The organism is Oceanobacillus sp. CFH 90083 (assembly GCF_009389585.1).
GTDB lineage: Bacteria > Bacillota > Bacilli > Bacillales > Amphibacillaceae > Oceanobacillus.
The window spans coordinates 1-18,720 of the sequence record NZ_VIYG01000004.1 but is presented as its reverse complement, the minus strand read 5'-3'; the positions used below and the strand labels follow the sequence as shown (position 1 = coordinate 18,720).

The window sequence follows — 18,720 nt, the reverse complement described above, 5'->3', positions numbered from 1 at the left end:
TGCCCATCTCTTTAGAAATCCTTTAATCTTCCATAGCATTTTCGATCTGTGTCTGCATATTTTCTGCAGCTTGCTCAGCTGTTTGATCACCAGTCAGCACCTGTGAAACCTGAATCTGAATAATATCGGAAATTTCAGGGTAGATCGGTGATACTGGACGAGGAACAGCTGCGCTCAGTCCCTCAACAAATTCTGGATTTTGGAATAAAGGTGCCGCTTCCTGCACTTCTGGATCATCATAAAGTGCTTCGATAGTTGGAGCATGATTCCCCACAATTGCTCCTGTCTTTTGCCCTTGTTCACCAGCTAAATATTTTACTAATTCCCAAGACTCTTCCGGATGCTCTGTATAACGATTAATCATTGCCATCCAGCCGCCTAATGCGGAAGCACTTCCCTCATCACCAGCAGGTAATGGAGCAATTTGTACGTTGTCTACAACTTCAGAACGCTCTTCATCACTGGAAGAAGATTGCATATATGGCCAGTTACGTGCAAATACAGAATTTCCTGCAATCCATGCATTTTCTGTTTCAATTTCTTGGAAATTCAAGATGTTACCTGGTACAAAATCAGATTGTACAATTTCTGCTAGTTTCTCTAAACCTTTAATCGTTTCCGGGCTGTTTACTACTACTTCGTTATTTTCATTAATAACTTCACCACCATAAGAAGCAATGATTTCAACAAAGTTTGTCACCAAACCTTCATATTGAGAGGCTTGTAATAGATAACCAAACTCCGTACCTTCTTCACCTTGCAATTCTCCAGCTTGTTCAATTAATTCATCCCAAGTAGTTGGCGGTTCCTCTGTTATATCAGTACGATAATAAAGGAATGAAGCGTCGATAAACAATGGAAGTGCCCATTGTCTGCCATTAAAATTACCTGCTTGAATCGGTCCATCAAAGTGCGCATCTAAATCTATACCATCCGCTTCAATAAAACGATCTAATTCTAATGCATAGTTGGCTTGAGCAAATTCAGCCGGCCAAATGCTGTCACCGTTAAAAACGTCGATCTCGGAGCTTTGCGAGCTAAACATAGTTACATATTGATCATGCTGCTGCCCCGTATCTGAAGGCATCTCACGATAATCCACTTTAATATGTGGATTTAACTCCTCAAATTCTGCAATTTGCGCTTCTACTTTGCCGGTAGTATCAACACCTGTGGCATAAACAATAGTTACTTGCTCCTGTTCTTCGGAAGCGTTTTCATTTCCTCCACTGCTTTCTGTGCCTGAATCATCTGTCTCCGCTCCATCATCTCCACCACACGCAACCATAAAAGTAACTAATAAAAAGAATACTCCAAACAACACTAATTTCTTTAGCTGTGACATAACAAACCCTCCTCTATTTGTTGGTCGATCCTCTCTTTGAAATCGATTACAATTATTATAGCAGATAGTTTTATTCAGTCAATTATTTTTCTGAATTTTTCAGTCTGCCTTTATGTCCACTGTATTTTCTCAACTAAATAATTCAATCCAATTATTTCAGTATCTTTACGCGGCATTTTATCATATTAGTTTGTTCAAAACCATATATCCAACATGCCAATTATAGAATGAAAAATTTTACTCTTTTATGTAATTCATTTGTATGTCTTCTAGAAGTAATAATTATGATACATATAAAAAAGCCAGATGAACAAGCTACTGTCCACCTGACTTTTTTTATTAATCTGCCAGAGCTTCTTTCAATTGTGATTCCATATTTTCTACCGCTTGTTCAGCTGTTTGTTCTCCAGTTAACACTCGGGAAACCTCAATTTGAATAATTTCAGAAATCTCTGGATAAATAGGTGATACCGGACGAGGAACAGCTACACTCAAGCCCTCTACAAAACTTGGATTGGAGAATAACGGACCAGCACTTTGCACCTCTGAATCATCATATAATGATTCTATCGTAGGGGCACGTGCACCTTGTATTGCTCCAATTTTTTGACCTTCTTCACCAGCTAAAAATTTCACTAATTCCCATGACTCTTCCGGGTGTTCAGAATAGCGGTTAATCATCGCCATCCAACCGCCTAAGGCAGAGCTGCTTCCCTCATCACCTGCAGGAATAGGTGCAATTTCTACATTGCCTGCAACTTCTGAGCGTTCCTCGTCATTGGATGAGGACTGCATATATGTCCAATTGCGGGCAAATACAGAATCTCCTGCAATCCATGCATTTTCTGTTTCAATTTCTTGGAAATTCAAGATGTTACCCGGTACAAAATCAGATTGTACAATTTCAGCAAATTTTTCTAATCCCTTAATGGTTTCAGGGCTATTAATTACTACATTATTATCTTCATCAATAACACTTCCCCCATAAGAAGCGATAATTTCAATAAAATTGGTTACCATTCCTTCGTACTGAGAGCCTTGCAGTAAATACCCAAATTCTGTTCCTTCTTCTCCTTGCATCTTTTCAGCTTGCTTAATCAATTCGTCCCAAGTCGCAGGTGGCGTGTCTGTTATATCCGTACGATAATAAAGAAATGAAGCATTCATATATACCGGTAACGCCCATTGCCTGCCATTGTAATTACCCGCTTGAATCGGGCCTTCAAAGTGACTGTCCAAATCTATACTGTCTGCTTCAATAAAACGATCTAACTCCAAAGCATAGTTGGCTTGAGCAAACTCCGCCGTCCAGATAATATCTCCATTATATACATCCACTTCCGAACTTTGAGAACTGAACATCGTTACATATTGATCATGCTGCTGACCTGTATCAGCCGGCATTTCACGATACTCCACGTTAATGTGTGGATGAGCTTGTTCAAATGCTTCAATTTGACTTTGCGTAGCACCCGTTGTATCTACACCTGTCGCATAGACAATGGTTACTTGTTCCTCCTCAGAAGCATCATTATTGTTTTCGTTTTCTGTAGTTTCCGAGTCTGATTTTCCACTGCAAGCAGTAATTATTAGAGCTGACAGGATCAAGAAGCTCACTAATAACACTCTTTTCATTTGTTCCATAGTTTACTCCTCCCATTTCATAAAAATGATTACACCAAAACGCACACATTCAAACCATTCCAAAAGAAAAAGTTACATGGAATGAATTCCTCTCCTTTTATGACTATGACAACAGGTAACTTTCCAATCAGGTCGACTCTCTTAAAATAAGCTCATGATCTAAGATTATATCCTCTACTTCTTCCCCCTGTATTTTTCTAATCAGCATATCCACTGATATTTCTCCCATTTTATACATTGGCTGTGCAACGGTAGTTAAAGATGGATAAGTCATATTGGTAAATTCAATCTTATCAAACCCGACTATTGCCATTTCATTGGGAACATCAATTTTTCTGGTATTTAATTCTTTCAATGCTCCAATAGCTAACATATCTGAAACAGCAAACACCGCTGTAAGCCCTTTCTTTTTATTCAGCAAAGAACGCATAGCCTGCTGTCCTGATTCGAGTGACACAGTATCCGCCGAATAAAACCAATCTTTTTCCGGTTCAATATGAAATTCCTTCAACGCCCGAAGATACCCTTTTCTCCTGTCTCTTGCATATAAAAAATACTCGCTGACATTTATGAGTCCTATACGCTGATGCCCCTGCTTTAATAAATATTTTGTTACCTGGTAAGCTGCTAATTCGCTGTCTATTGTTACATAAGACAAATTCTCCGCTTTTATATATTCACTGCATTGTACAAATGGAAAACGTTTTGCCATGTCAATCAATATCTGATGGTCAATCGTTGGATCCATCGTAATAGCACCTGCTGCTAATTGATTTTTTAATAAATCAAAATATACCTTCGCCCTTTCCATTTTAGAATGGGTTTGACAAAGCAGAATATGGTAACCGTGTTCAAGTGCTTTTTCTTCTATCCCTTCTACAATTTTCAAATAAAATTGGTTAGATATCTTCGGCAATAATACTAATAACATCCTGCTTTCTGCGTTCCGTAAGTTTCGTCCTAAGCTACTTGGTGAATAATCCAATTCCCGAATCGCTTGCTTGACTTTCTCGCGTGTTAATTCCGCAACCGATGAAGGATTGTTTAATACTCGTGACACAGTAGCAACTGACACTCCCGCACGTCTGGCAACATCCTGAATTGTCGGCAATATAATCCCCCCTCAACTTGTAAATATCCCTTTTTTATATGCTGTATCTTCTCTCAAAAAAGTAATTGAACTGAATGTAATCCTTTACATTGTATTTTCATCATAATATATAATCTGATAAAAGCAATAGGTAACCGTTTTACATCCGTGAGGAATCAGTTATAAAGCCTTATAGAAACTAGTATTTTCCTGTACAACTAATTTATTTTAATTTCTGTTGTTGAGGTGTTACCTGTTGATAAATACGTTAATAGTAATAAGAACAGACTCATAGTGGTCGTCTGTTTTTTGTATTAACCAAAAAGCTGTTGCCCAATCAGTTACCTGATCGTGCAACAGCTCCCCGCCTCCTATATTCCCAAAGTATTTCCTCCATTTACAGATAACGATTGTCCTGTAATAAATCCTCCTGCATCTGACGCAAGAAATAAGACCGTATTCCCTATATCTTGCGGGACTCCCATTCTACCAAGAGGAACTCCTCTCAGGTACTCACTCATGTCTTCTCCCTCGTGCCTTTCGACTGGTATAAATCCTGGATTAATCATGTTAACACTAATCCCAAAAGACCCAAGCTCATTTGCCCAAGAACGCGTCAATCCGAGTTGGGCAGCTTTAGCCATGACATAGTTTGAATGATTAGGGGTACCTAATTGAACCACTTCACTTCCGATATTTATAATACGTCCAGCCATCTTTCTCTTCATTCCAGGCAGGACAGCCTTTGTTAATAATAATGGCGCTTTCACAAAAAAGTCGAGCTGGTCTAAATAATCTTGCCATACAAGCTCTTCTATTGATAATACAGGATGAGGACCAGCAGCATTATTAACCAATATATCAATACTTCCTTCTGTTTCCTTTTCCGCCTGTTTGATAAGCCTTTCTACCGATGCTTCATCTCGGACATCCCCTTGAATAGCTACGGCTTTTCCTCCATCAGATACAATAAAATTAACAGTATTTTGCGCATTTTCTTGATTATTAGCATAGTTTACGATAACGATAGCCCCTGCCTCTGCCAAAGTTTTACTTATATGCTTCCCAAGTCCCCTTGAAGCTCCTGTAACTAATGCTACTTTTCCATTTAAATGATGAGGCATACTATCATTCTCCTTCATTTATTTTTAGTATCAAGCTGTTCGTACTTTCTATCTAAAACTCTACGCAACCCGCCCCGTTTGCAGGAAGTTCACTGTAAAAAGAATTTCCCCCCAGAGATCTGGAAAAAGCTACAGGAGTTCGTTCACCAATATTTAGTACCTTGAAAAGCCAACAAAACAGCTTTTTCGAAATAGGAAAAAAGGGATGAAAAATCCGCATGAACACTGGTTTTTTGGTATAATTAATCTACTTAACCAAATCATCCCAAAATGGCATTTTATCATGCGGAAATAGGAGAAGAAATCAAAAATATTTATCAATCTCCCGAATTTTCAATTGATTCTATTATATAAAAAGGAATGAAGAAGTTCAAATTGCGATTGCAGTGTCATCAGACGGAATTTAAAAAGGATTTTCCATCACCGATATTTTGTCATTGCTGCTCTTATTTCCACTCAAGATAGCTTTCAATATAATCCAATATATCCTGTAAAAATGCCCTGATTATGGAGAGGAGTAAATATGTTTAAAAGAATTAACAGTTACCTTATTTTCTTATTGTTAACATTTTTAGTTTTAGGAGCACAAACTGGAGTATGGGCAATTCTATTAGCAGATGTAGTAGCAGCTATTCAGATAAGTGAAAGTCAAATAGGTATAGGTTTAATGATTCATTCTTTAGTAGGTCTTCTCAGTATTTACATCGGTGGTAAGATAGCAGATAAATTTAGCAGAAAAGTTGTTTTGATTTTTGCTTTTTTTGGAACTGGAATGTTTTATTACGCTTTAACGTTCATAGATAGTTTTTATCTATTAATAATTATTTTTGCTGTAGGCGGTATTTTTGTCAGTTTTTATGATCTCATTGCGAATACGCTTGGTGGGGACTATGAAAACTACCATAATAAGCCTGTATTGACCCCTTTGCATGCAAGCTTTAGTGTTGGTGCTGCAATTGGTTCAATTATCACTGGAATATTGATAAGTAAAGATATAGATTACACGAGTATTTATATTAGTATAGCTGTACTGCTTTTGGTGATGGGTATCATATCTTTATTTATAAAAACAGAGTATAGAGTTAATGATCAAATGAGTAATGAAATTTCTGAAGATAGAAAAAAAAACAAGCAAAAAACGCTTCATTTCGGTAAGTATTTTAATTCCGAGTTTATTGATTTTGTTTACTTTTTTCATAGAGAATTCTCTTGAGAGTTTTTTATCAATATATTTAAGAGAGACTTTAGATTTTTCTTCAACCATGGGAGGAACTGCTATCGGAACTTTTCATATAGCTTCATTAGCTGGTTTATTAGTTAGTACCTTTTTAATCGTAAAACTGAAGGAAAATAAAGTATTACTCTGTTGTGGTGTAGTTGCTTTTATCGGTTTACTCACACTAATCGTAATACCAGCTCCACTTTTAACAACCCTTGGACTTTTTTTAATCGGTTTTTCCTTAGCACCGATTACGCCTATTGCTTTCTCAATAGCATCAAAAATATCAAATGAAAGGCGAAGTGAGGCTGTATCTATAGTTACTATATTTGGCTATACTGCTTTTCTATTTGCCCCATTAACCGTTGGTATTTTAGGTGATATCTTCTCTCTAAGAGTTGCATTTGTACTTCTTATACTATGTTCTATTTTAATAATCATGCTGTCCTTATTTATATATAAAAGAAAGAAGTTAGAAGGTGAATAATATGTCAACGTGATATAAAACGTTTTTTGATAAAATACATGATTTTATATTCATACAGCTGTTTCTAAAGGATGTCGTTGTAATTTTTAGGAAAGCCTGCATTCGCTCATATTTTAGCGAATGCAGGCTTTTCCCATACTCCACATATTACAATGGCACAGTGTATCTTTTCTTCTTTATGAAATAAACCATTTCCTTGAAACCAATTTGTCTTAATGTGTCCTGTACCTCTTTATAATCATCGCCAATTCGGGAAGCAACATGTGAGTCAGAGCCAAACGAAATATCCACTCCATAATGATACGCTCTTTCCAATATTTCATGAGAAGGATACCAGCCGCCGCAATCTTTATTTTTACCAGATGTATTTACTTCAATTGCCACATTCTCATCAGCAATTATCTTTAATGTCTCATCTATCATTGGTGTCTTTTCATCATGAAAATCTAATAGATATCCCTTCATCGCATCAATATGACCCAGAATCTGAAACATTCCGCTCTTTGCAGACTGCTGTATCAAACGGTAGTAGGATTCTTTTTCCTCTAAACGTTCTTGTTTTGACAAGTTATCCCATCTGCCTCGTTGAAAAATACTTTTTCCATGAACATAATGTACAGAACCAATAATATAGTCAAAAGGATACTGGTTATATTTTTCTTTATACAGGGCTTCATGCTCCCGAAAGTAATCACTTTCCATTCCTAATAGGACATGGATTTTATCCTGATACTTTTCCTTCAGAGATAATACTTCCTTTACGTAGTTGTCCAGCTCACTCTTCGCCATAGTTATTCCGGGATAAAGCCGGTCTTCCTCTGCATAAAAATGTGGAGAGTGATCGGAAATCCCTATGTAATGAAGTCCTCTTTCGATGGCAGCCTGAATATAATCTTCTATCTTTCCTTCTGCGTGTCCGCAACGGTCATGATGTGAGTGTAAATCAAAGATAATATTTGTCATAAACGTGTTCCCCTCCCTGTTCTTTTAATTTGATTATACCCTATTGGAGCCTTTTTTTGATATGTCCGTGTCTACTGAATTATCATAATGTTTTGGCTCTTACTTACTTCTTACACAAAAAGCTGCTGCACGATCAGTTACCTAATTGTACAGCAGCCCCTTTCTATTTCAAGTATTGTTTGACATCTTCTATTGTTTCCAATTCATCGATATGCTCCATCATTGTTTCTAACGTACTAATTTCCTGTTCGTGTATCTTTTTCTTTATATCTTCTGAAAGTGGAGCTACAAATTTTGTGATTAATCGAATTGCAGTATTAGCCAGCACTGCTTTAGCTTCAGCTCTACCTTCTTCTTTTCCTTCATTCAGAAAAATTTCTGCTAAAGTCATTATCAATTTGCTCCCTTCTTGATAAGTGTTTCCGATATGGTTAATTATATCATAATAATGTTTTTTTGTGAGTCGCTGGTTGACACGGAATACATAATAAAACAGTGTTTCAAGGAACTGGGTTACTGTTTTCTGATCCTGTACCTGCTGCAGATACTCGATGGATCGATAAATGGTGTCCAGGACAACTTGTATATCATCTTTACGGATGTCCCGAAATACCATCAGAACAATTCGCAGGAACACATTGAATTGTACTTCTTTATCCTCATAATCCGATACATCGTATAGAAAGAATTCAGAAGGTTAGGCTAAGAAGCTTTCATACAAAAAGAGCCCCCCTTGGACATTCATTAGTAAAATCGATTATGAAAAAAGTAGTGAAATGGAAAATCACCCTTTCTACTTCACTACTTTTCTGTTATAAAATATTTTCACTTACTTCTCCAACTCAAACAAAACCTTCATCGCTTTCTCTTTACCGCCAGTTATTTTTCGAAAAATATCCGGCCCTTCTTTCAAAGGTAAATAATGAGATATCATCGGCTTTATTTTTAACTTTCCTTCTTTAAGAAATTGAAGTGTGGTTGTAAACTCTCTGCCTGGAAACGGTGCAGATACCGCATTCCATGACCCTCGTACCGTTAATTCCTGTCTGACAATCCGTTCAAAATAAAATCTTTTTAACGTAATATCACTATACGGAATTCCAAGGAATAAAACTTCTCCACCTTTTTTGGGAGCTGCAAATACCTCTTCTGAAGTTTGCACGGAACCAGCAGCTTCAATAGCTAAGTCTACGCCATCGTCATCCGTCAATTGCATTAATTTTGAATATGTGGAAGCATTTTTGTCCGGTTTAATAACCTCATCTGCTCCCAGCTCTTTAGCCAGTTCAAGCTTATCTGCATCGATATCAATGACTATAACTCTATCTGCCCCAAACAATTTAGCCCACTGACAGGCAAGTAAACCAATGGTGCCGCAGCCAAACACAGCAACTGTTTTTCCAGGCTGCAGCTGCGTTTGGAAAAGACCATGCAGTACAACGGAGGATGGCTCTATCAAAGCGGCTTCCTCAAAAGTAATGTTATCCGGTAATTTTAACAGGTTTTCTGCCGGCACTTTTGTATAGGATGCAAAACAGCCCGGCTGTTTAGCTCCTATTACGAGCAGATTTGGACATGCTGCGAAGTATCCTGATTTACAGGCTTCACATTCCCCGCATGTTAATTGCGGACATACCGCAACACGATCTCCTGCTCGTACATTCGTTACCTTGCTTCCCATTTCCTTCACTACGCCTGAACATTCATGTCCAAAAATATTCCCGGGAGTCAGTGGACCTATCTTTTTATATCGGGATAAATCTGATCCGCAAATTCCTGCATACTTTACTTCTATAATCACTTCATCATCTTTTTGCAGCTCCGGTTTTTCCTTTTGCTCATAACGAAGATCTTCCATACCATAAAAAGTTAAAGCTTCCATTGAATCATTCCTTATCTTCAAAATGATTTTTTAAGTGATAGAGTGGTAAATAAAACTTTTTGTAAAAATCGTCAAGCACTTCTGCCCGATCCTTATTCGGTGTATATATTTTTATCTCTGGTTCTGGCAACGTATCAACCAGCCCCTGCTTGGACGCGCTTAACATTGCTCCACCCTTGGCAACAGCTTCTTCTATTTCATATGCAAGGATATCCGATTGAAGAATATCTGCCTTCAGCTGCAGCCAAAGCGGATTTTTCACCGCAGGTCCAATCACCTTTATACGCTGAATGTTGGATTCTACATACGTTTCATATACATTTTTTAATTGCTTTAACTCAAAACAGAGTCCTGCTATCATGGAGAAGAGCATATCATGGTCTGTTGACTGATCCGTAGCTCCATAAATCATTACTTTGGAAGCACTGTTTCGGATTGGCGGACCGCTTCCTCTTAAATGCGGAATAAAAACCTGCATTCTATCCATTATGGAAGCAAAATCGCTTACATATTCCTCATGAACCTGATGACACATCTCAGCAATATCTGTTAAATCCCGATTAAATGCTTTCGCTATCCAGTTGAAGCTTTGTCCAGCTGTTGGCATCGATCCATAGAGTGTATATTCTGAATCTATCACGTAACATCCATTAGATATTGCAAACTTCCGAAACGTATCTGATAAATTTGGTTTCTCTCCAAGTAGCAGGAGCCCTTCTGTTGTTCCAGTTGAGTTTAATATCTCTGTTTTCTTCTTTAGCCCAGTACTAATCGATCCAGCCATATGATCATGACCGGAGATAGAAATAGTAACATCTTTGGATAACCCCGTCTCCTTTGAAACAGAGTCCTTTACAGCAGCAATCGCTGCGCCCGATTCTACCAGCTCAGGAAATGTTTTTTTATCCAGATCAAATGTTTTTATAAGCTTTGCTGCCCATTTTTTCTTTCCAATATCGAAAAGCAGTGTTCTGGAAGCTAAGCTCCAATCTGTGGCATAAATACCTGTTAATCGAGATGCAATAAAGCCTGACATACATGTCCATTTATGCATCCTTTGAAAAGCAGATTTCTTATAACGCCTTAACCATAATAACTTGGTTAAACTTTGATTGGAATGTGCATTAATTCCCGTCCGATGATACAGCTTTTCTTCCCCGAAGCTGTCATTAACTTCCTCAGCTTCCCTTTTGGTTCGGGGATCAAACCAGGCAATGGTTGGCGTAATGACCTCCCCTTGACTGTCTTGCAGTACAATTGTTTGGGCAAAGCTTGAAACCGTAATCTGTTTAATCTGCTGAGAATCCTCCAGCCTGTTACATATATTTTTTAATGCTTGAAGCACTTCTCTCCAAATTTGTTCAGCATCTATATCTGTTTTGCCATTTTCAAACGTCTGAGGTGTGGCAAATTTCTCTATTTCTATCAAACGAAACGCTGGTAGTTCATATAAACAAACTTTTGTATTGGTTGTCCCAACATCAATGCTGACAATATACATTTCTTTACCCATTCAAAGCCTTAAATTTAAGTGCTGCTGTTTCTTTTACAGCTTTTTGAGCATCTAATAAAACAGAAATTAAATTATACTCATTATTATTTTCCTCATAGCGCTTCCCGACAGCGGTAATAAATGCTTTTCGTAAATCACTTGCCAGATTTACCTTCCTTACGCCATAGCTTTTCAATTTAGCAAGCGCTTTATCCGGTATTCCTGAACCGCCATGGATAACTAAAGGTACTTGGACATTTTCATTTATTTCCTGTAATAGTTCAAAATTCAAATCTGGAGCCTGATCAATGCCATGTATATTTCCAATAGAAACAGCCAGTAGATCAATACCCGTTCTCTCCACAAAATCTTTACATAATGAAGCATCTGTCTGCGCTGCATCTTCAGCTACATGGTCATCTTCTTTCCCGCTCAGCTCTCCCAGCTCCGCTTCTACAAGAACTCCTCTTTCATGACAGTATTCCACGACTTCTCTTGTTAATGTTATATTCTCTTCATAGTCTAAAGTAGAAGCATCAATCATGACGGAAGCAAATCCAGCATCTACAGCTTTCTTAACATCCTCAAAGCTCATGCCATGATCTAAATGCAATGTAACTGGAACCGATACTTTTTCTGCTGCCCTTTTTACAATTTCTGCAATATAGTCATAACCTGAAAGTTTTACATTAGTAGGAGCAATCTGAACCATGACAGGACAGCCTGCTTCTTCCGCTGCTTCCACAATAGCGATTGTCATTTCTAAATTGGTCGTATTCATTGCCGGAGCAACATAGTTACCTTCCTCCAATGCTTCTAAAAACGCATCCATTGCTTTATATGTCATATACATTCCCCCATCTATTCATTTTTTAAAACAATTTTTAATACATTTTCTGTCTTCTCTTGTGTCAATGCAATCGCCTTATCTAAATCAGATAAAGACATTTCATGTGTGATTAATGCTTCTGTATTGATGACACCATTTTGAATTGCCAATATCGCTTCTTCAAACTCGTATGGTGAAACACTATATGTTCCTACAATCGATTTCTCATCATGGAAAAACATACCTGCATCAATTTCCACGGTTGGTTTAATGGTAAACGGTGAGAAGCAGACCACAGTTCCACCTCTTTTGAGCACGTTCATTGCTTGAGGAAGCAATGCAGATACACCAGCAGCAATAATAACGATATTAAATCCCGGGTGTCCCTGCTCCTGTAAATACGTTTCCAGATCATTTTCCCCGGTATTAATGGTTACATCCGCACCAAACTCATGTGCTTGATTCAAGCGATGATCAGACACATCTGTTACAACAACCTCTTTCACTAATTTCGTTTTCAAAAGCTGCGAATGGATTAAACCAATTGGACCTGCTCCCATCACAAGCACTCGATCTCCAGCATGAATATCGACTGCCTTCTGTCCGTGAATACAGCAGGCAACCGGCTCTGTAAGGGAAGCTTCGGCATAGCTCATTTCATCTGGAATCTTATACAGTAAATGCTTCACATGTTCTTCTGGAAGCTTTACATATTCTGCAAATCCGCCCGGGTGAATATTCGTCTTTTTGAATTCCGGACATAAGGTATAATGCTCTCTGGAACACTGCTCACAGGTGAAGCACGGAACATGAATTCCGCCTGTAACCCGATCACCCAGACTGAAATTAGCAACTTCTTTCCCAACCGCAACGACTTCCCCGGCATATTCATGCCCCAGCACAGAACCTGCAGGAACTAATTCTTCTATTACTTTATGAATATCTGTTCCGCAAAGGCCACATGCCTTCATCTTGATTAATATTTCTTTATCGCTTATATCCGGTTTATCTACTTCTTCAAAACGAATATCATTTTTCCCATAAAAAACAGATGCTTTCATAGTAAAGTCTCCTTCCCTCTTTAAATCACTTCCATGCTGCGAATATTTTGTTATTCTTTCAGCTGACCGTTTTCATCAAAATCTCTTCTGCTGAGTTTATATATATACCAAACGGCGATTAAGACAACAGGGATAGCTGCAATAGCAATCCAATTTCCTTGAGCTAACATAACGAGCCAGTACCTGACCGGGTTTCCTCCATCTAAAAAGCTATTAATCATCGATGTAGCTCCCTCTGGAAACTCATATTGAATGCTTTCTGCTACATTCGTTACAAGCGGGGCTAAATTGGAAGCTAGATATAAAGAGACGATAATCATTGGTATACCAATAATCGCCGACCGTACAATGTTTTTATTGGTAGCAACCAGAACCATTGCTAATGGAACGACAATGAATGGTAAATCTCCTAATGGCATGATAATAACACCTGGAAGAATAACGGCTAATAATATCGTAACCGGCACCAGTAAAAGAGCTGTAGAAACAACGGCAGGGTTACCAATAATAACTGCTATATCCAGACCAATATTCAAATCTTTACGATCAGGGAATCTTTTCTGTAAAAGACTGCGTATAGCGTCTGATAGCGGCATTAAACCTTCCATAAGAATTTTAACCATCCGTGGCATAATAAACATAACCGCTCCTAAAGAGATTCCTAGTTCGATGATATTTCTTATTTCAAAGCGGGCAATAATTCCAATAACAATACCTAAGATTACCCCAATCATCATTGGTTCTCCAAATACACCAAAACGTTTTTTGATCGAATCCGGATCAGCATTCAATTTGTTAAGACCAGGAATTAAATTAATGATTTTATCTCCTAAAATGCCAACAGGGAAATAGATAACTGATGATAATGTCGGCAGGGAAATTCCGGGCAGACCCATTCTTTTATGAATATATGGAGCAGACCAGTCAGCAAGCTTAAAGGTTATAATTGTAGCAATTGCGGCACCAATCAATCCAATGATGAAATTTCCAGTAGCTATATAGACTAACGAACCCGCAAATGCAAAATGCCAATAGTTCCACAAATCAACATCAATTGTTTTTGTCAGCTTAAATACCAGCATCACGATGTTTATAACAATCGTCAATATGATGACAACCGGAGCAATTGGTGAGGCAAAAGCTATCGCTGCCAGAGGTGGCCACCCGGTATCCATGACAGGAAGATTTACCCCTGAGTTGTCTATCATTGCTTCGATTGCAGGACCAAGACTTCCCGTCAGCAAATCCAATACTAAAAATATACCTACAAAACCAAATCCAATCGTTAAAGCAGATTTTAGTGCTTTACCGAAACTGATCCGAAAAGCCAAAGCCATGATGAGTATGATAATCGGCAGCATAACTTCTGGTCCGAAACTCAGAATGTATTGAAACCCATCTACTATTGTTTGTCCCATTATTTTCATCTCCTTCTTTTAAATATTGCCCACTGATAATAAATTGAATTTTTACCTTTAATTACCAAATAAATCAATAACATATCCTTCAATGATATATTTCTGGATATTTCAGGCTTCTACTAAAATCTATGACCAGCCAGTTGAACTGTGCTTATACGGTTATTTCAATCATAGATTTTAGTGTTGACCCTTATTTGCATGCTTCTATTGTTCCTTTAGGATAGAAACAATTTTCTCTAATATTTCTTGTTCCCCGATTCCAGTAAGAATAGGCAATGCATTCACAACTGGTGTTTTATAACCGCTGCCCACATCTGATGTCACCACAAATAAATCAACAGATCCCTCTAATCCAGTTAATTCACCTACTGTTGCCTGACGGGCATTCACTTCAATCCCATTTTCCTGACAATACTCGCTCACTTTCTCTGCCACTACTGTTGATGTTGCAATCCCGCTTGAACACGCAAAAATAATTTCTTTTTTCATTTGTAATTCCTCCAATTTTATTCTGATTTTAAATTATTTTTTAAATAGTCATAAAGCTTATCGTGAGACATGGTGGCTATTTTCTTCAGCACGCCCTCCTCTTTGATTAAATCCATAATTTGACGCAGTATATTTAAATGCTTTGTACTTTTTGATAAACCTAATAAGAATATCACTTTAACCTCAATCGTTTCTTTTGCATTGATCATGCTGTTAAAAATGACAGGTTCTTTTAAAACTGCTACTCCTAAAGAATCATTATTGACAAATTTGGGGTCTGTATGTGGTATCGCAATACCAAAATCATAGGCTTCTATCCCGGTTGGAGCATGTTTTTCTCTCTCTAAAATACTCTCGTAATATCCTTCATTTACATACCCGTTCTCCGAAAAAGCCTGTGACATGAATTTTAAAGCTTCTTCTTTATCAGATGCTTCCAGATTCGTAAAAACAGCATCCTCTGAAATAATTACTTTATTTGTCAAACTACATCACCTCGTCTACAAAATCTCTAATAATCTTTTCCATTTTTTCTACAGAGCCGGCCTTTTTAATTTGATCGACTAGGTGCTCATCCTCTGCAAGTCTTCTAAGTTGAAGTAATGGATTAATATGTTTTTCTTTATCCTCTGCGGCAATAAAGCAAATCAAATTCATACGCTGACCATTTGGAAATTCTACTGGCTCTTTCAGATTTAACAGGCTCATTCCGAGCTTCAGCACACCCTCTTCAGGTTTTGCATGGGGGATTGCTATTCGACTGGCAAGCATAATATAGTCTGAATTTCTTCTGCAGTTCTCCATAACAGCTTCCACATAGGATTCTTTTATATTCCCGCTGTCCAGCAGAGGCTGAGCAGCCTGCCTGATTGCTTCTTCCCAAGCTTTCACTCTGTCAACCAGCCGGATTGTATCGCTAGTTAAAAAATCATCTAATGTTCTTTCTATATCATACGGATTGGATGGAGCAGCAGTCGGATTTTGATCCAGTAGATATTTATTTAAACTGTCCATTAGTTTTATTCGATTTTTTATATCTGCATACTCTTCAATAATGGCCATAATCGAATCCATATCAATACTTGAAAAGGAGAAACCATATAGCTCGGTAAAAACAATTGACTGCAATTTTCTAATCTCAGCCTCACTCATAATTGGTTCAACCAGGAATTGTTTTACATCGGTATCCAATTTATCCGTTGTAAAAACAATATCCACTTCCCCTTCATAATTAGAGAATTCCCGAATCGACATAGGATTCAAAAATAAAAACTCTTTAAATATCGACGTTAACGTTACATGAATCATAACGGATACAGAGTGACCATTCGGACAAACTACTGCTGCCAGAATCTTTTTGTTAAAGTCAATACCATGCTGTCTCAGCCAGCCGCCTATAATAATAGTTATATAGACCAGTTCACTTTCTGGAACTTTTTTATTTAAAGCGTTTTCAATCGGTTCAACAATTAATTTAATTACCCGATGAAGGTTTGTAAGCTTTTGATCAAAATTTAAAGCTAACGATGAATTATCAATAAGGTCAAATTTAATCCGGTAATACGCAGGCTTCATATGCATATATAATTTTTCTATTAATAATTCCTTTTGCGGAATATCAATCACACTTACTCTTTCAAACCGATCAAGCATTTCCTGCAATGCCTTTTTGATTGTATTCATCGATTCGCTGATATAAAAATTTTTTGTAGAAAATACATTCATAATCATTAGCTGCAGTGTTACGTAATGTAATTCACTTTCATTAATAAAACGCAGCTCATGAAATACTTTTTTTACGGTATAAAACTCTTTCTTATCTGCTAAATCAAACTTACTCATTTCATTTTCTTCTACTGTTTTTCCTTGCTTTACACGGTTTTGCCAAACTGCTAAGCAATATGCCACTGTAGTAATCATATTGTCCGAAAAAGTGTAACCGAGTGTTTTTTCACATTGCTCTAACTTGTGATAAAATCCTTTCAAATCTTCTGAATCAATATTTCCATACTTCTCTAACAATTCTCTGTCTTTCCTGCTTTTCACGTATTGTTGAATAATATCAAATAGTAACCTTCTTTTTTCATACTCACCTCCTAAAAGCTGATAGCCCTCTACCCTCGAATAATTTAATTCAATGGAATAAGGTTTAAGTTTTTCTTTGGCTTGCTTAATCACTTTTGTTATTGTATTCCTGCTGAAATCCAATAACTCTGTTAAATGAATAAGTGACAAATCCTGTGACCGGTTTAAAATGATAATCAGCAGGATATCAACTCTTTCAGTTTCTGATAACACATAGGAATGTCCATTAGCCGCTGAGAACATTTCTGTAATTTTCCCTGGTATGATAAATTGCCCTTTAGGAGTACGTTCAATCTGCACATGGTGAATATCCATTAAATGACTATTAATTTTTTCAAGACTATACTTTATTTGTCGTTGATTAATACCCATTTTGGATTCAAGTGACTTTAATGTTGCATTCGGATTGTTAATTAATTCTTGCAGCAGTTGATTACTTCTTTCATCAATATGCATTACTGCTCGCCTCCTGATATATATCATTTTAGATTGCGCCAACTTCAAAGTAAATTCAATTTCAGCCCAACCTTTATTATGCTCGTTGTTTCACAAGAGTATGTGAATTTTATTACAGTTATTTAATATACTAATTCCGTAGAAGAAATGCCAGACGTTCTGACAACCCCATTAAGAGTGTCCATGGACACACTTTTTCTATTGACTAATTAATTCTTTTCCCGTTATAATAAAACCAAATCGTTATAACAGTTAATACAACCATTATAAGTTATAATCTTTACCGTTTTAGATAAAGATAGGAGGAGAAGAAATGGTGGTGAAACAAGTGGAGAGAAAAATAACAAAAATCGGTAATAGCCTTGGAGTAACACTTCCACAGGAAGTATTACATCACTTAAAGGCGCAGCAAGGTGATGATATAAGGTTTAAATTAGAAGAAGACGGCAGCGTTTCAGTAAAAAAATTCAAAGAATTGAATTTAGATGTTCTAACAGACATCGATCAAGATTTTTTAGACGGCTTACAGGATCTATTCGAGAATTATGATGATACATTAAGGAATCTTGCGGATAGATAATGACAGAACAATTAAACCCTCGATATTTAACGGAAAAAGAAGCTATCATATTAAATGCTGCCGTGATAAAAAAATATACTCCTAAAGAGCAAGTGGGGGTCAAAGATACAAGTTTGTTGTTAAGTGCATTGGGAAGACCTCAACAAACGGTTTTTGGCGATGATGCATATCCAACAATTTTCGGTAAAGCCGCGGCCTTATATGCCAGCATATCTCAAAATCATGCTTTTCATAATGGTAACAAAAGGACCGGTTTCGCTTGTATGAAACAATTTTTATGGTTAAATGGATATCAATTTCTTGTGAATCAAAAAGAAGCAGAAGATTACACTGTGTTTATAGTGGAAGAAAAGCCGTCTATTGAAGACATTGCAAAATGGTTAAAAGATTATTCAACAAAACGGTGAGGAATACTAACGACCAGTGCTAATACTGTGATAAGAAATGTATGCCCTGGTTCACTCATTAGTGAAATCGATTTTGAAAAAAAAGGCTGTCGCAAAATACATGATCTGTATTTGGTGACAGCTCCTTTTCTTACCTCCAGTCAAGC

The 18,720-nt window shown here is 37.2% G+C and carries 17 protein-coding genes and 1 pseudogene; 4 read left to right on the top strand and 14 right to left on the bottom strand.

The annotated features are described in order from the left end of the window. Positions 1 to 22: 22 nt before the first annotated feature. The 4 genes from FLK20_RS06975 to FLK20_RS06960 form a co-directional block, all read right to left on the bottom strand. Positions 23 to 1,345, bottom strand: a complete 1,323-nt coding sequence (locus FLK20_RS06975) for an ABC transporter substrate-binding protein (RefSeq protein WP_152655844.1) — start codon at positions 1,343 to 1,345, stop codon at positions 23 to 25. A 339-nt stretch (positions 1,346 to 1,684) separates the two neighbouring features. Beyond that, complete coding sequence (locus FLK20_RS06970) at positions 1,685 to 2,989, bottom strand: ABC transporter substrate-binding protein (RefSeq protein ID WP_152655843.1); 1,305 nt, start codon at positions 2,987 to 2,989, stop codon at positions 1,685 to 1,687. A gap of 127 nt (positions 2,990 to 3,116) precedes the next feature. Continuing rightward, positions 3,117 to 4,100 carry a LacI family DNA-binding transcriptional regulator gene (locus FLK20_RS06965; protein ID WP_152655842.1) on the bottom strand — a complete coding sequence of 328 codons (984 nt, stop codon included), beginning with the start codon at positions 4,098 to 4,100 and terminating at the stop codon, positions 3,117 to 3,119. Between the two features lie 350 nt (positions 4,101 to 4,450). Next, positions 4,451 to 5,203: an SDR family oxidoreductase gene (locus tag FLK20_RS06960; protein ID WP_152655841.1), complete on the bottom strand. Its 753-nt coding sequence runs from the start codon at positions 5,201 to 5,203 to the stop codon at positions 4,451 to 4,453. 523 nt (positions 5,204 to 5,726) lie between these two features. On the opposite strand from FLK20_RS06960, the gene FLK20_RS06955 reads away from it, so the two are divergent. Continuing rightward, a complete protein-coding gene (locus FLK20_RS06955) occupies positions 5,727 to 6,416 on the top strand; it encodes an MFS transporter (RefSeq protein WP_152655840.1) in 690 nt (229 codons plus the stop codon). Next, the gene (locus FLK20_RS06950; protein WP_152655839.1) at positions 6,304 to 6,909 is read left to right on the top strand and encodes an MFS transporter; all 606 of its coding nucleotides are present in this window, start codon (positions 6,304 to 6,306) and stop codon (positions 6,907 to 6,909) included. Before FLK20_RS06955 ends, FLK20_RS06950 begins: the two co-directional genes overlap by 113 nt. 147 nt (positions 6,910 to 7,056) lie before the next feature. On the opposite strand, the gene FLK20_RS06945 is transcribed toward FLK20_RS06950, so the two are convergent. The 10 genes and pseudogenes from FLK20_RS06945 to FLK20_RS06900 all read right to left on the bottom strand — a co-directional run bounded on the left by FLK20_RS06945 (position 7,057) and on the right by FLK20_RS06900 (position 17,587). Beyond that, positions 7,057 to 7,863, bottom strand: a complete 807-nt coding sequence (locus FLK20_RS06945; protein ID WP_152656167.1) for a histidinol-phosphatase — start codon at positions 7,861 to 7,863, stop codon at positions 7,057 to 7,059. 172 nt (positions 7,864 to 8,035) lie between these two features. Further along, a pseudogene (locus tag FLK20_RS06940) lies at positions 8,036 to 8,554 on the bottom strand (RpnC/YadD family protein); the annotation flags it as partial. Positions 8,555 to 8,701: 147 nt separating this feature from the next. Then, positions 8,702 to 9,754 (bottom strand): galactitol-1-phosphate 5-dehydrogenase, encoded by a 1,053-nt coding sequence (locus tag FLK20_RS06935; protein ID WP_152655837.1) that lies wholly within the window; start codon positions 9,752 to 9,754, stop codon positions 8,702 to 8,704. 4 nt (positions 9,755 to 9,758) lie between these two features. Beyond that, positions 9,759 to 11,267 carry an FGGY-family carbohydrate kinase gene (locus tag FLK20_RS06930; protein ID WP_152655836.1) on the bottom strand — a complete coding sequence of 503 codons (1,509 nt, stop codon included), beginning with the start codon at positions 11,265 to 11,267 and terminating at the stop codon, positions 9,759 to 9,761. Beyond that, the gene (locus FLK20_RS06925) at positions 11,260 to 12,093 is read right to left on the bottom strand and encodes a class II aldolase (RefSeq protein WP_152655835.1); all 834 of its coding nucleotides are present in this window, start codon (positions 12,091 to 12,093) and stop codon (positions 11,260 to 11,262) included. The genes FLK20_RS06930 and FLK20_RS06925 overlap by 8 nt, the downstream gene beginning before the upstream one ends. Positions 12,094 to 12,107: 14 nt before the next feature. Next, positions 12,108 to 13,136, bottom strand: a complete 1,029-nt coding sequence (locus FLK20_RS06920) for an alcohol dehydrogenase catalytic domain-containing protein (protein WP_152655834.1) — start codon at positions 13,134 to 13,136, stop codon at positions 12,108 to 12,110. Positions 13,137 to 13,186: 50 nt separating this feature from the next. Beyond that, complete coding sequence (locus FLK20_RS06915) at positions 13,187 to 14,554, bottom strand: PTS galactitol transporter subunit IIC (protein ID WP_152655833.1); 1,368 nt, start codon at positions 14,552 to 14,554, stop codon at positions 13,187 to 13,189. Between the two features lie 207 nt (positions 14,555 to 14,761). Then, entirely contained in the window at positions 14,762 to 15,046 is a 285-nt protein-coding gene (locus FLK20_RS06910; protein ID WP_152655832.1) for a PTS sugar transporter subunit IIB, read from the bottom strand. Between the two features lie 17 nt (positions 15,047 to 15,063). Next, positions 15,064 to 15,531, bottom strand: a complete 468-nt coding sequence (locus FLK20_RS06905; protein WP_152655831.1) for a PTS sugar transporter subunit IIA — start codon at positions 15,529 to 15,531, stop codon at positions 15,064 to 15,066. 1 nt (position 15,532) lies between these two features. After that, positions 15,533 to 17,587, bottom strand: coding sequence for a BglG family transcription antiterminator (locus FLK20_RS06900; RefSeq protein WP_194165561.1), 2,055 nt, complete (start codon positions 17,585 to 17,587; stop codon positions 15,533 to 15,535). Between the two features lie 313 nt (positions 17,588 to 17,900). Here FLK20_RS06900 and FLK20_RS06895 point away from each other — a divergent pair, with 313 nt between their 5' ends. Together FLK20_RS06895 and FLK20_RS06890 are read left to right on the top strand one after the other, a co-directional pair. Further along, positions 17,901 to 18,167 carry an AbrB/MazE/SpoVT family DNA-binding domain-containing protein gene (locus tag FLK20_RS06895; protein ID WP_152655829.1) on the top strand — a complete coding sequence of 89 codons (267 nt, stop codon included), beginning with the start codon at positions 17,901 to 17,903 and terminating at the stop codon, positions 18,165 to 18,167. Continuing rightward, a complete protein-coding gene (locus FLK20_RS06890; RefSeq protein ID WP_152655828.1) occupies positions 18,167 to 18,574 on the top strand; it encodes a type II toxin-antitoxin system death-on-curing family toxin in 408 nt (135 codons plus the stop codon). The genes FLK20_RS06895 and FLK20_RS06890 overlap by 1 nt, the downstream gene beginning before the upstream one ends. Positions 18,575 to 18,720 lie beyond the last annotated feature (146 nt).

What these genes read in the sequence shown, in the direction of transcription:
- FLK20_RS06975 (WP_152655844.1), bottom strand. Translation starts at nt 1,345, where the DNA reads ATGTCACAGCTAAAGAAATTAGTGTTGTTTGGAGTATTCTTTTTATTA.
- FLK20_RS06970 (WP_152655843.1), bottom strand. Translation starts at nt 2,989, where the DNA reads ATGGAACAAATGAAAAGAGTGTTATTAGTGAGCTTCTTGATCCTGTCA.
- FLK20_RS06960 (WP_152655841.1), bottom strand. Translation starts at nt 5,203, where the DNA reads ATGCCTCATCATTTAAATGGAAAAGTAGCATTAGTTACAGGAGCTTCA.
- FLK20_RS06955 (WP_152655840.1), top strand. Translation starts at nt 5,727, where the DNA reads ATGTTTAAAAGAATTAACAGTTACCTTATTTTCTTATTGTTAACATTT.
- FLK20_RS06950 (WP_152655839.1), top strand. Translation starts at nt 6,304, where the DNA reads ATGAAATTTCTGAAGATAGAAAAAAAAACAAGCAAAAAACGCTTCATT.
- FLK20_RS06935 (WP_152655837.1), bottom strand. Translation starts at nt 9,754, where the DNA reads ATGGAAGCTTTAACTTTTTATGGTATGGAAGATCTTCGTTATGAGCAA.
- FLK20_RS06930 (WP_152655836.1), bottom strand. Translation starts at nt 11,267, where the DNA reads ATGGGTAAAGAAATGTATATTGTCAGCATTGATGTTGGGACAACCAAT.
- FLK20_RS06925 (WP_152655835.1), bottom strand. Translation starts at nt 12,093, where the DNA reads ATGACATATAAAGCAATGGATGCGTTTTTAGAAGCATTGGAGGAAGGT.
- FLK20_RS06920 (WP_152655834.1), bottom strand. Translation starts at nt 13,136, where the DNA reads ATGAAAGCATCTGTTTTTTATGGGAAAAATGATATTCGTTTTGAAGAA.
- FLK20_RS06915 (WP_152655833.1), bottom strand. Translation starts at nt 14,554, where the DNA reads ATGGGACAAACAATAGTAGATGGGTTTCAATACATTCTGAGTTTCGGA.
- FLK20_RS06910 (WP_152655832.1), bottom strand. Translation starts at nt 15,046, where the DNA reads ATGAAAAAAGAAATTATTTTTGCGTGTTCAAGCGGGATTGCAACATCA.
- FLK20_RS06900 (WP_194165561.1), bottom strand. Translation starts at nt 17,587, where the DNA reads ATGCATATTGATGAAAGAAGTAATCAACTGCTGCAAGAATTAATTAAC.
- FLK20_RS06895 (WP_152655829.1), top strand. Translation starts at nt 17,901, where the DNA reads ATGGTGGTGAAACAAGTGGAGAGAAAAATAACAAAAATCGGTAATAGC.
- FLK20_RS06890 (WP_152655828.1), top strand. Translation starts at nt 18,167, where the DNA reads ATGACAGAACAATTAAACCCTCGATATTTAACGGAAAAAGAAGCTATC.